15 protein-coding genes are annotated in these 11,900 nt (G+C 67.4%); all 15 read right to left on the bottom strand.

The genetic code is table 11. From position 1 onward, the window contains the following. Positions 1-17 precede the first annotated feature (17 nt). The 15 genes from ACRAWC_RS01775 to ACRAWC_RS01705 all read right to left on the bottom strand — a co-directional run bounded on the left by ACRAWC_RS01775 (position 18) and on the right by ACRAWC_RS01705 (position 11,793). Positions 18-671 (bottom strand): HNH endonuclease signature motif containing protein, encoded by a 654-nt coding sequence (locus ACRAWC_RS01775; protein WP_431346214.1) that lies wholly within the window; start codon positions 669-671, stop codon positions 18-20. A gap of 327 nt (positions 672-998) precedes the next feature. Next, positions 999-1,721 (bottom strand): hypothetical protein, encoded by a 723-nt coding sequence (locus ACRAWC_RS01770; RefSeq protein WP_431346213.1) that lies wholly within the window; start codon positions 1,719-1,721, stop codon positions 999-1,001. Positions 1,722-2,007: 286 nt separating this feature from the next. Continuing rightward, on the bottom strand, positions 2,008-2,433 hold the full coding sequence (locus ACRAWC_RS01765) for a hypothetical protein (RefSeq protein ID WP_431346212.1): 426 nt from the start codon (positions 2,431-2,433) through the stop codon (positions 2,008-2,010). A 21-nt stretch (positions 2,434-2,454) separates the two neighbouring features. Further along, positions 2,455-3,336: a hypothetical protein gene (locus tag ACRAWC_RS01760; RefSeq protein WP_431346211.1), complete on the bottom strand. Its 882-nt coding sequence runs from the start codon at positions 3,334-3,336 to the stop codon at positions 2,455-2,457. Positions 3,337-3,418: 82 nt separating this feature from the next. Beyond that, on the bottom strand, positions 3,419-4,252 hold the full coding sequence (locus ACRAWC_RS01755; protein WP_431346210.1) for a hypothetical protein: 834 nt from the start codon (positions 4,250-4,252) through the stop codon (positions 3,419-3,421). Continuing rightward, positions 4,249-4,707, bottom strand: coding sequence for a hypothetical protein (locus tag ACRAWC_RS01750; protein ID WP_431346209.1), 459 nt, complete (start codon positions 4,705-4,707; stop codon positions 4,249-4,251). Before ACRAWC_RS01750 ends, ACRAWC_RS01755 begins: the two co-directional genes overlap by 4 nt. 80 nt (positions 4,708-4,787) lie before the next feature. After that, entirely contained in the window at positions 4,788-6,179 is a 1,392-nt protein-coding gene (locus ACRAWC_RS01745) for a hypothetical protein (RefSeq protein WP_431346208.1), read from the bottom strand. A 12-nt stretch (positions 6,180-6,191) separates the two neighbouring features. After that, the gene (locus tag ACRAWC_RS01740) at positions 6,192-6,515 is read right to left on the bottom strand and encodes a hypothetical protein (protein ID WP_431346207.1); all 324 of its coding nucleotides are present in this window, start codon (positions 6,513-6,515) and stop codon (positions 6,192-6,194) included. 105 nt (positions 6,516-6,620) lie between these two features. Beyond that, complete coding sequence (locus ACRAWC_RS01735) at positions 6,621-8,396, bottom strand: FtsK/SpoIIIE domain-containing protein (RefSeq protein ID WP_431346206.1); 1,776 nt, start codon at positions 8,394-8,396, stop codon at positions 6,621-6,623. Between the two features lie 324 nt (positions 8,397-8,720). Beyond that, positions 8,721-9,692: a hypothetical protein gene (locus tag ACRAWC_RS01730; protein ID WP_431346205.1), complete on the bottom strand. Its 972-nt coding sequence runs from the start codon at positions 9,690-9,692 to the stop codon at positions 8,721-8,723. Between the two features lie 34 nt (positions 9,693-9,726). Further along, the gene (locus ACRAWC_RS01725) at positions 9,727-9,906 is read right to left on the bottom strand and encodes a hypothetical protein (protein ID WP_431346204.1); all 180 of its coding nucleotides are present in this window, start codon (positions 9,904-9,906) and stop codon (positions 9,727-9,729) included. 127 nt (positions 9,907-10,033) lie between these two features. After that, positions 10,034-10,513: a hypothetical protein gene (locus ACRAWC_RS01720; protein ID WP_431346203.1), complete on the bottom strand. Its 480-nt coding sequence runs from the start codon at positions 10,511-10,513 to the stop codon at positions 10,034-10,036. 35 nt (positions 10,514-10,548) lie between these two features. Continuing rightward, positions 10,549-10,914, bottom strand: a complete 366-nt coding sequence (locus tag ACRAWC_RS01715) for a hypothetical protein (RefSeq protein ID WP_431346202.1) — start codon at positions 10,912-10,914, stop codon at positions 10,549-10,551. 85 nt (positions 10,915-10,999) lie between these two features. After that, complete coding sequence (locus tag ACRAWC_RS01710; protein ID WP_431346201.1) at positions 11,000-11,413, bottom strand: hypothetical protein; 414 nt, start codon at positions 11,411-11,413, stop codon at positions 11,000-11,002. Between the two features lie 17 nt (positions 11,414-11,430). Next, the gene (locus ACRAWC_RS01705; RefSeq protein WP_431346200.1) at positions 11,431-11,793 is read right to left on the bottom strand and encodes a hypothetical protein; all 363 of its coding nucleotides are present in this window, start codon (positions 11,791-11,793) and stop codon (positions 11,431-11,433) included. Positions 11,794-11,900: the final 107 nt, after the last annotated feature.

Genomic DNA, 11,900 nt, shown 5'->3' with positions numbered 1-11,900 from the left:
GCGCGCCGGCCCGGCTCTCACCCGTGGGCATTTTGTACGTCTTGGCCATCGCTTTCCGCGTCGACGACGCGAGCGCGCCGCAGCGGGATGGCGTTGTACTTGTTGCTGCCGTCCGGGTCAGAGACGAAGAGGGCTGCCGTGCCATCGGCGGCGCTGAGCGCGAACCCCCATACCTTGTAGACCCCCTTCTTCCGGCCGTCGCGCACCAGGGTGCCCTTGCGGATTCCCCGTTCCAGGGCCTGCTCTTTCGCAGAGCGGTCCTGGGCCCGCATCCGCTGGCGCCCCTCCATCTCAGCTGCGGCGGCGGCTTCCGCGTCGGCGCGGGGAATGCCTTGTCGTTCGAACCGGCGGACCGTGTTCTCGAAGTTGGTGACCGGTTCGAGATGTTCGGGGCGGACGCATGCGCGAGTCTCGCACACATGGTCAAGTTGCATCCCATCGGGGATCGGGCCGACGTACGTCTCATAGCTGAGCCGGTGCGCCCGGTGGGTGCGACCTTCGAAGGAGGCGACACCGTAGCCATCTTTGTCGAGCGGTCCGGTCCATAGCAGGCAGCCACTGGCGTCTTCGCGAGTCCGCCGCTCGATGGTGTCCTTGCCCGGGTTGTACGACTCAATTGTGACTTCGTACTTACCGAGCATGACCGTGTACGGCGGCTCCTCAGGCTCCATGAGCCCAGTCTGGCCGACAACGCCGACATCAGCGATAGCTACTGCGGTGGCCTCCCGCGGATCCGCGGCCAGTCGCGCGGGTCGTCCTTCAGGCGGGCGCTTCTCCGGTGACCGTGGCTGGGTCGACCTCCGGCCGCACCCGGAGGAAGCGTGCGACGTGCCGGATCGACCCGCTCTCCGAGGCAGCAACGTCTGTGCTCACCTCAACAGTGATCGGCTCGACGAGAGTCACGCGTTTCTCCGACCGTGGGTTGAACCTGTCCCAGGCTGTTGAGGGAAGCACATCCGGCCACGGATGGTCGCTCTCCGGCTCACGCAGGAAAGGCGTCAGCGATCTCGCGGCCGCCCTACTGACCGGTGCGGTACGCCCAACGATGCGGAGCTCACCGTCCTGCCAGGCGCCGAGGATGATGTCACCTGGCTGGGTGAGCGTCCCGGTGACGGCGCCGGCGAGGAACTCCCGGGTAACGCGGGCCTTGTGTTTGACCCAGCCGCGCTCCCTGGCCGGTACGGCTGGGTGCCGCCCTTGGCGACGATTCCCTCAACCCCGTTAGGTGCGAGCTCAACGGCCCACTCCCCTGCGGTTGCCGGATCGTCGGTCATGGCGATCAGCGAGAGCGGCGCGGCCCAGGCCTGCGCCAGTCGTTCGAGTAGCTGCCGACGGGTGTCGTACGGCTGCTCCCGAATGTCGATCCCGGCCAACGCGAGCATGTCGAACACGACGAAAGAGGCCGGTTCCTCGGCGACCAGCTGGTTGATCCTGCGGCCGGCGACCAGCCGGCGCTGCAAGGCATCGAACGAGGACCGGCCCGCTGCATCCCAGCGCACCACCTCGCCGTCGAGAACGTAGCCGGGCGGGACCTGCTCGGCCAGCGCTTCTGCGATCTCCGGGAACGCGCGAGTGAGGTTCTTCCCCTGTCGCGACCAGAGGGTGACCGTCTCCTCGTCCAAGGTCGCCGCAACGCGAAACCCGTCCATCTTCGGCTCGTAACGGGTCCCGCCGGGCAGCGCCGCGGCACCCGGGAGACGGGCGGCAGACTTCGCCAGCATCAGTTCGGGCCCGGCGCGCAGCTCAGCAGGCAGGCGTCCCGCAGCCGCAGACGTTCCGGGCATGGCCCGGACGATACGCCGGTCAACCTGCGCGGTTCAAGGGTGTGTGCGGGCGGCCCGCGGGCGCAGCAAGGCTGTGCGCGGCTGTGCGCGGCCGGAAACGCTCAACGGGCCATTGCTGGTCGCGGGGCTGAACGCAGCGCACCGGGGCGCACAGCGGCGCAGCGGGGTGATTCTGGGCGGAACGGGGTCGCAACGGGCCAGCGGAAGAGCGCCGCGCGACTGTTCAGGGGCGCGTGGTCCGCCTCAGCTGCTGCGTCATGAGCGCCAAGACCGGGTCGACGAAACTTACCGCGAGCTCGGGGTGTTGCTGCGGAAAGTCATCAGCATCGACCCGCAGCTCGGCGCAGGCGGCGTCATGTCCGACCGGGATCAGGTCGGTTTCGAACTTCCACTGCGCCGTCACGTCGCGTCGATTCGCTCCGTTAATGTCTACGAGCCAACCTTCTGGGTGCTCCACGAAAGCGTGTGCCAGGAAACGATGACGGGACTCGTTGATGTCGCGGCCGCGGAGCGTGAGGATCGGCCAGCCCGTGCGGTCCGATACTGCGATCGCCAGGCTCAGACAGTTCCCCAGCATGAACGCGCGGCGCGCGTGGCGGTCCAGGTGACCCGGGGCGACCCGTGCGGGCCGCCCCTGAGTAGTCGTCACCCGAAGCCTTCGGCGCACGAGTCAGGAAGCCTTCGGCACGCCGAGCCGGCTGAGATGCGTGTCGACCTCGTCCCTCTCGAACCAGTTCACCCGGTACAGGACGACGCGGCCGGCCGGGTCGATCGTGACGGCGCGGCCCGGGTGCTTGTCGCCGGCGTTGAGGAGGGCGGCGACCTGTCGGGCCTCGGATCCGAACGTCGTCGCGAGGTCCTCCCACGCGAGCGGCTTCTGGATTGGGGTGACCGGCGCCGAGATGTTCAGGTTCTCGCGGAGCACGGGAGGGAGGGTGTCCGCGGTCGCTCGCTGTGTTCGGATCAGCAGGTAGATGCCGACGGCGCGTCCGGTGGCGGAGATCTCCGTGAGGTTATGCACCGCCCGCAGAGCTGCGAGACGTTCCACGGTCGAGTATCCGTCGGTGAGGGTCAGCGCGCCGAGGTCGGCCACGACAACTGTGATCGGCACGAGGCTCTCCTGGTCACGTACTTCCTCGGGCAGGTCCGACCAGGTCGCGGCCTTGTGGGCCTTGAGAACGTCGGCGCGGCGGGGCAGCTCCTCGACTGCGGCGTAGGTGCCCTCTGCGACGGCGTCGAATGCGCCGTCGGTTACTGCGTCGGTGTACCAGGGCTTCGCTGTGACATCACGGAGCCGGTTCTTGGGGTCAATGAGGACGATCCGGTGGCCGCGGGCGAGCCGGTGAACCAGATCGCTGATTAGCGCGGGTTCCGCAGCAGAACCCAGGTAGCCCAGGAAGAGCCGGTGTGGTTGGGTGCGGATGTCGTGGTGCAGGATGTCGCCGTCGGCGTCGATACCCTGCGGGATGGTTGCCCACTCCCCCGGTGCGTAGGCGTCGGGGAGTAGTGAGGTGCCGGTGACGAAGCCGGGGAGCGTGTTGATCTCGGTCATGTGAAGCCCTTTCTGTGGCGGTTTGTGAGGCGGTGGTGCTTTCACGTGCTACAGAGGCGGCGATCTGGGCTTCGTGGACGATCTACGCGGAGAACCAGCTGTCGGCGTCCGGGACACCGATCTCCCGTAGCCGTCCCAGCAGGTTGTCCGCGTCGTCCGGGACTGCCTGCCGGTACAGGCTCGGGATCCCGGCGATGTCGGCGACGGCGAGGCCCGGACCGGTCAGTTCCTGCGGGCTCTTGGGGATCCCGTCGAATCGGGCGGTCAGCTCGAGTAGTTCCTCGTCGACGGTGTCCATCAGCGTGATCCGTGAGTTGAACCGGGTGAGGTGCTGGGCGGCGGCAGGCCGGAGCGCCGTGGCGGTGACCAGCAGGTGGATGCCCAGGTGGCGGCCGCGGGCGACGATGGTGTCGAATAGAGCCGCGAGCTCGGGCTCCGCCAGCAGCGGGGCGGGGTCTTCGACGATGACGGTGATCGGTGACACCGGTTCCCAGCTCATGCGGACAGTGTTCGGGAGCCGGTCGAATGAGAACGCTGCATGCTCCTGCAGCAGCCGGGTCCGGCGCGTCAGCTCGGCGGAGACGTGGCGCAGCGCCACGGCCGCGGCATCCATGTCGGTGGCGCGCGCGGCGATGAACGGGCAGAGGACCTCGGTCGCGGAGGGTTGGTCGGTGAGAGCGATGACCGCGAGCTCATGGCCGCGGGCGAGAGCCTGAGCGCTATGATTGGTCGCTGCGCGGCCGGTCTGGCTAGCGTCCCCGGTGAGGAGGGTGTGGTTGGCGTCGGCAACCAGCGGGCCGGTGATGCCAACCCCGATTGGGATCTGGTTGAACAGGGCCGCGCCGTAGGCGTAGACCCGTGGGAGCATGCTCTCCGTGGTGACGAAAGCGGGTAACACCGCGCGTGTGATGGTCACCCGAACGCCTTCCCCATCGACCGGCAGATCATCGTAATGCAGATCCAGGCGAGGAACATCGGAGAGAGCACAGCGATCAGTAGAGCGGGCACCTGGTGCATTCGGCGTCCGAACCGGCAGATTGCGTAAACGATGCCGACCGCTACCCAGTAGACGAACAGCCAGACCCACGGGGTAGAGCACAGGTGTATGAACCATGCGCCGACTGCGGCGGCGAGCATCGGAAGGCCTGTGACCCACATCCAGAGTGCGCCGTACGCCAGGCCGGCGGTCACGATGAGGCCGGCGAGGACCGACACTGTGACGATGGCGCCGCGGTTGACAGGCTTCCGATGCGGCCGCGGCGGGTAGGCGGAGTCGAGCTCGGGGCCGTCGGCGATGATGGCGGCCGGGATGATGATGGATGCGTTCGGGTTCGCGGGTGGGATGACGATGAGGTGGTCGCTGCTGTGCATGGTGGTCCTTTCTGGGTGGGTTCAGCTGCTGTAGGAGGTCCGCGGCTCGGCGTCAGCAGCAGCGCCGAGCTGCGGAGTGCTCACCAGTTGGGGTCGCTGGAGTAAGGGTCGACGGAGACCGTCTTGAGGGTGGCGGGCATAGTCACCTGGCCGGTCGCCGACTGGTACGCGCATCCTGTGGCGAACTTCGCGGTCGCATCCGGGTTAGCGGCGCAGAACGTGTTCAGCGCCGTGCGCAGCTGCCCGACGGTGACCTTTCCGCTGGTGAGCCCCTGGGTGACGGCCTTGGTGAGGTCAGTGTTGCTGGCGGGGTCGCCACAGGACCAGATGGAGACCCCGCCGGTCTTAGCCGTGGCGAGACCGAAGGTTACCGCGTTACCCTTCTCGTCCGGCAGGCAAATGCGGGCCATCCTGTCCGGGAGGGCAACCGTGCCCGGCATCGCTGCCCACTCACGGGTTACCGCGAGCGTCTGAGGGTTGGCGTCGCGGTAGCTGCTCGCCTGACCGATCTGGACCGGCTTCCCCTGCTGGCACAACTGCCAGACCGCGGAGGCGTCCGGCTGGGTACAGACGATAGGCAGGATCTCGCCCTTGGCGGCCGCGGGGTTTCCCACCAGGTTGTTACTGAACGTGAGCTTGCCGCCGGCGACCTGTGCGGCTGCGTCCGCGGACAGGGTGGAAGACTTCCCGTACGGGGCGCTCAGCGGTCCGTCCACGGTCAGCTGCGGGACGGTGATGACGGTCTTGCCGCCGCTGCGGTCGACACTGATTAGGGCGGTACCGATCTTCTCTGTCCGGCCGGTGACCGGGTCGGTCCACGACGTCGGTGCGCCCGGGTGCGCGTTCAGCTTCGCCGGCAGCCCGTTCAGCACCGCCAGGGTGAGCTTCTGCGTCGCCAGCGCCTGGAACGCGGCGTCCTGCGCGGCGGTGGTGCCGATCGACGCCGAGGTACAGGCGAAGCCGGGGCCGTACGCGGCCGCGTCCAGTGCGAGGGCACCACTGTCGGTTGTCACAGGCACTTTCGCGCCCAGGTCGAGTGCGGTGAAAACGGTGGAGTGCGCGGCACAGAACTCCGGGCCCGGGACATATGCCGGGAGCGGCTTCGCGTCTGTCGACGGCAGATACCGGGCGGTGGAGCGGTCTCCGTCTACTGCCGGGTATCCGGTCAGGTGCTCCCAGCCGGCGTCGCTGAGCGATCGTAGAGGGGTGATCGTCTGTGTCGCCGCCGCGAGTTCGCAGTGCGACCAGTGCTGGTTGTCCTTCGAACCGGTCAGGTCCCAGCAGAAGACGGGGATGAGGTCACCGGTGAGCTTCTGGCCCGGAGCTGCCGCCTCGATGGTGGCGTTCTTGCCCCAGGTGGCCGTCAGGGTCTTGGCGAAGGCGGGGTCGGCCTGCTGCGCGGAGCAGCCGGTCAGGGTCAGTGCGGCGACAGCTGTGAGGGCGGCGACGGCGACGGAGATGAGCTTCTTCATCGGGCGCGCCTCTCAGTAGCTCTGGTGGAGGTTGGTCAGCAGGGTGACGGCCAGGGCAATCATCCCGAGGACCGTGACGGTGGCCAGTACCGCGGTCACCTTCGCAATCCGGGCGGTCGCGGTCAGCGCTCGCACGTCGGCCCGGGTAAGGGTGGCCGGCTCGTGGGCGTCATGTGCCTGACGGACACCAGCGACCGACTGCGCGGCGACAGCCGACTTCGCGCGGGCGGCGACGGACTGGGCGACCGGCGCGGCGAACGACTTCGCCTGCTGCGCGGCGGCCTGCGCACGAGCCGCGAGCGAGACGTGATCGGGAGACGGGGTGGGGTTGGACATGGGCTGCTGAGCCTTTCTGCTGGGGGCGAGGAACACCGGCTGGTGCCCTCACCCCTCCAGAGGCGGCGATTTGGCCACCCTGGACATCCGGGCGGCCCGACCGGTTCAGTAGTCCGGCGGCTCCGGGATGTCGTCGTCGTAGTCCGGGGCTGGTTCGGTCAGAGCTTCCAAGTCCGCCAACGAGAACGACACCTTGCCGCGGGTCACCTCGGTAGCCTCGACTCGGGCCGAGCGCGGCACGCGACGGAACGCGGCGTTCGGTTGGCTCAGCGCGTCTTCCGTCACCTTCTTCAGCGGGGTGCCGCGCGGAGCGCCGATCGTCTCCAGGTACGCGGCGTGCTCCTCGACGAAACCGACACGGAAGCCGGCGACCTCGCCACCTTCGGTGGCAGCCACAGCGAACCCTCGACTGACACCATCGTTGAGGTCAGCGATCTCCTTGACCGCGTACTCCAGGCTGTTCGCGTCGAACACCATGCCAAGCAGCGAGTTCGGCGGCACCTTGGTCGGCGGGATCAGGTAGAGCGCGGTTCCGATATTGGCCCGCGTCTCACCGTCGAGCATGTGCGCGTACGCGGTCTGCGATCCGATTAGCAGGTGAACACCGGCGGAGCGGGCCTCACGGGCGATGTTGCCGATGTGCTGCTTGATCTGCGCCTTCGCGTTTGTCTTCTCTTGCCATTCGAGGAGGATCGGGTCGTCACGCTCGAGACCGGCCGGCTTGGGGTCCGGGTTGATCAGCGACGAGTACTCGTCGACTACGACCAGAATCGGGCGGACGCCGAGTTCCGGCGGCAGGTGCGACCAGTCCGCGGCGTGGTGCTCGTTGTTCAGGTCGACTCGTTCCTCCACCTCCGTGTACACGGACTTCAGCACCTGCGCGGCTTCCATCAGGCCTCCGCGGCCGACGCCGGAGACTGCGAACGCGTCGCAGTAGGGTTCCAGGTCCCAGAGACCGTTGCCCTTCTTGATCTCGTCGATGAACACGATGCGGAACCCTCGAGCGATCGCATTCATGATCGCCTGAGCGATGTAGACCGTCTTCCCCGAGCCGGTACCGCCCACGGCGAGGCTGTGCGGGCCGGCGGTCAGGTCCACGTTGAACGGGCTTCCGTCGGCCTTCACGCCCACCTGCCAGCGCTGCCAATCCGAGTCATGCATTCGGGTGGGGAGAAGCGTGGTGCCCTCGACTCGCTTCGGAAGCCGGCGGGGGCGACGGTAGGCGAGCGTGATCGTGTTGCCGTAGGAATCGGTCACGACGTCCCAAGACGATGCGATCTGCTCCCCGTTGTTCGCCCAGGCCGGGACGATCTCCAGCAGCTTCTGCCGGCCGGCTTCGGACAGGTGCGGCAGGCCGGAGAAGACGACCTGGTCGATACGCCCGAGCCCGGTCTCATTATCGAGGGCCCAGTCGACGACGCAGGTGACCCGCCACGGCTCCATACCGCTCAGCAGAGCGGCGCGGTCGCGGATCGTCTGCGTCACGGGCGGCAGCCACGCTGCGAGGCCACCGCGGTGCGGGTCGAACGCGACGAGGGTGCGGCCGTCATACAGACCAGGCACCTTCGCCTCGAGCGCGGCGATCTCGTCCCGGCGGAGCCCGGGCTTGCTGAACACCGGCGTCGCACCGGGCAGCGGTTCCGGGGACTGATTAACAGCGACGACGAGGAAACGGCGGTCTGGGGAGACCATCTCGATATGAGCGTTCGGGCCGCAGTGATCCTTCACGTAGCGGACCAGCACTGGCCACGACTCGTCTGGGAACGGTTCCGCGTTCGGGTCCCCGCCGGTCAGGTCCAGCATGACCTTGCTGGGCGTGACCGGCGGGGACGCCTGCGCCTGCGGCGTCGCTCCGTTCGTAGGAGACGGAACCTGGAACATGGCGGCCTCAGTTCCCGTACTGGCTGGCGGTCGGCTGACCCTGCTGTGCCTGGACGTGCGCCGCGTACTCCGCGAACGAAGGCGCGGCGACCGGAGCCGGCTGCTGGGGCGCCTGGACGGGAGCCTGCGGGACGAACGCGGCCCCATTGAACGTCGAGGCCTGCTGCGGTGCCTGCGGTGCGTACGCGGCAGGGTTGAACGTCCGGGCCGGCTGGGGCTGCTGCGGCGCCTGCGGGGCGTACGCGGCAGGGTTGAACGTCGGCGCGGCGGCCAGGGCGACGGTCGACCACGGGTTCTGGGTGGCCTCCGTGTCGAGCCCGACGATCAGACCCCCGAGGCCTTCATGTGCTGACGCAGCTGCTTGGTCTCCTCCGAAGCGCGGCCAAGGACCAGGGTCTGGTCTTCGGCGGTGACGAATTCGAGCTCGGGGACCTTCAGATACCCCTCGGCGGCGATGCGGGCCAGCGTGGTGTTGACCTTCTCCGCCGACATGATTCCGTGCGCGTACAGGTCAGCCGGGATGTTCTTGACCACGAGGGCCTCGTTTTCGGCGTTCCACACGATCTGGACGTTCCACTCCTGGAGCTTGCGTTCCGACAGAGACGGGTCCTTTGCCAATTCGAACAACGCCGCCACGAGGGGCCTGAACTGGGAGAAGTCGGCGTCGGCCTGGTCCATCTCGGCGAGGACACGCTTGCGTTGCTCGTAGCCGACCTTCACGTACACAATCGCGCGGAAGAGCGACGGGATGAGTGCCAGCCACGCCAGCAGGGGGAACTGGATACCCGCGAGCGCCAGGGCGACGGTCACCCAGTGCGCAACCTTCACCGCGAGGCGGACCCACCGCTTCTTCCCGGTCCGCCACCACTCCTTGTCGATGTCGGCGAAGTCGGAACGGGTGAGCGTCACGTCCTCGGCGGCCGCGATCCGGCGAACGGTGATGAACGGTGCGTACCACGTCATCGCAGCGATCGGGCCGGCGAGGATGAGCAGGTTGAACGGGAACGGCAGGAGCGCGCCCAGGACACCTCCGAGGATCACCGGGGCGATGACCATGAAGATCGCCGACCAGGTGGCCGCGATCTGGCGGTTGACGTACTCGCCGCGGGCTCGCATCTGCTGCCGCGCCTTCACGGCTTCGGGGTTGTCGTTCATGATGCCGCGGTAGCCGCCGTAGTACGTGGCGACGACCGGCGAGATGAACAGGAAGCCGACGCCCTTGAGGATCAGCCAGAGGAGGCTGTCCCCCTGCTTGGCCTGTGGGGCCGGCTGGTTCGTGTTGGTGGTGGTGGTCATGGTGGTTCTTCTCCGATCGATTCGTGGTGGGTGGTTACTGGTTTGTGCTGCTGAGGCGGCGGCCGATGGTGATGCCAACGCCGATACCGGCTGCGACCGGGACGATGATGAAGCCGGCCAGGACGAGGTACGGGGCAAGGAACAGGGCGGCGAAGCCGACGCCGATGACGACGGTCAGCAGGAACCAGAACGTGGCGATAGCGATGGTCTTCATGGGCGGTTCCTCTCGGTGGTTAGGGCTTCTGCTTCTCCAGAGGCGGCGAATTGGCGGGGCCAGACAGACGATGAGGAGGCAAGCTCCCGGCGGGGTGCGGACGAGCCGACCGGGAGCTCGCGAAGGGTCACTTCGTATTGCCGTCCCGGTCCGGGGAGGTGGGAGATGGGCGCTCCCCGGCAGCCCCCGGGGCCGGAACGTTGGCGGCCGCCAACTTGACCAACTGGTCGAGGCTGATCGTCAGCGACCCGAGACGGGCCGGCTCCTCGCTCATCAGACTTCCCGTGTTGAGAGCGGCGATCTGGTCCAGAGTCATCGAGCCGAGGCGGCCCGCGTTCTCGGCGAGGCGCTTCGCGGTCTCCTCCTCGACACGCTTCTCCAGGAAGTACTCGAAATCAGCGTTCATGGCAGCGATGTCCTGGAGGCGGCGCCTCGTCAGCCGACGATGCACAAGGATCCAGGTGAGGCCGACGAAGAGCGGTGCCGTGACCAGGGTCTCCGGAAAGCACGGGATCGCGACCATGCAGCCCACGATCAAGGCACCGGTCACGAGGCCGAGTACGCGATCCCGGAAGTCAACCGGTGCGTGGGTGTTGGTGTCGATCATGGTTTCCTGCTCCTCTCGGTAGTTCCCTGCACGGCTCATTTCTTGCCCCCCTTGGACTTCGTTTCGTTCCGCTGCTCGGCGTCAGCAAGGAGCCGGCGCAGCGTGGCGATCTCCCGGCGGCTGGCGCGGGTCTTCTTCGGCGAGGTGCCTGCAGCCTGGTCGCGGAGGGCTTGCGCCTTCTCGTTCTCCGCAGCTCCGATCGTGTAGGCGAGGAGACCGGCCGAGACCGTGAGGCCGGAGATCAAAAGGACACCGGAGACGACGGAGAGAGAGCTGCTCACGACCGCGAATATCAGAGCTACGACAGAGGCGGTCACTACGGCGGCGCATACCGAGGTCATGGCGACCGTGAACCCGGTGTATGGTCCGGTCTCGACGACCGGTGGCTTGGCTGACTTCATGTGGTGTGGTCCTTTCCAGACGTGATGGTGGGTGTTGGCCTCGTAGGGGATACATGCGGCGAAGGCGTCCGTCCCCTCGGCCGGGTCAGTGGTGTTTGGCTGGGGTGTAGGCGAGGTAACGGATGCGGGCGGACTCATCTAGTGGTTGCGCGGCGTTGTGGAGGGAGCGCACTGCGAGCTCGACACTTTCCGTGAGGAGGGTGTGCTCCAGGTCCGCGGGGCGATCCCAGTTCTCACTGAGACGCACCCCGGCGAAGACCCTGCGGTCGCCGAAGAGCACGACGAGGTCCTCGAACGCGATCCCGCGCGCGGGGACGATCACGGGCAGGCGGATGGCATCGACGGTGTGGGCCCGGGGTGCCACGTACTTGCGGGTGACCGGGTCGACCAGACGGTGTGTCCGACATATCCAGTCGATGGTGTCGGCGAGGAACGAAATGTGCGGTGCGTAGTCCGTCAGCGACGTGACCTGAGGTGGGATCGAAGTGAGTGTGAACATGGTCTTCTCCTCTCAGGTCACGCCGCTGCGGCGGTCTGGTAAGCGGACTGGGCGCGGCGGTGAAGTTCGCGGCGGGCGGCGATCTCGAGCGCGGCGGTGAACGGGGTCGCCGTGAGCGTCTGGACCTCGTCGACGACGTCGTAGCCTTCGACACGGAGGCCGAGGAACACGTTGTCGACGTCGAACAGAGTGGCGAGCACGGCCACCCTGTCTTCGGGGAGGACGAGGATCGTCGCATCGAACGTGGTGCCGGCCGGGTCGCCGTCGATGCGGATGCGGTGCGACGCGTTCGAGCCCTTCTCGATGGCGAGGACGGCCTGGCGGACGGTGTCCGCTCGCAGCTGGATCATCTCGTTGGTGACGGTGCTGTGGTCGATCATGGTGCTGTCTCCTCCCGGGCGGCTTGGTGGTTTTCGCCCTCTGAAGGAGATGTGGTCGGCGGTTTTGGGAGGGTCCCACAGTGGGTGGCGACAGCATGAGGGAAGGG

This window comes from Leifsonia sp. L25 (genome assembly GCF_050632895.1).
The sequence above is the reverse complement of the archived record's forward strand: the minus strand, read 5'-3'. Positions and strand labels throughout refer to the sequence as shown.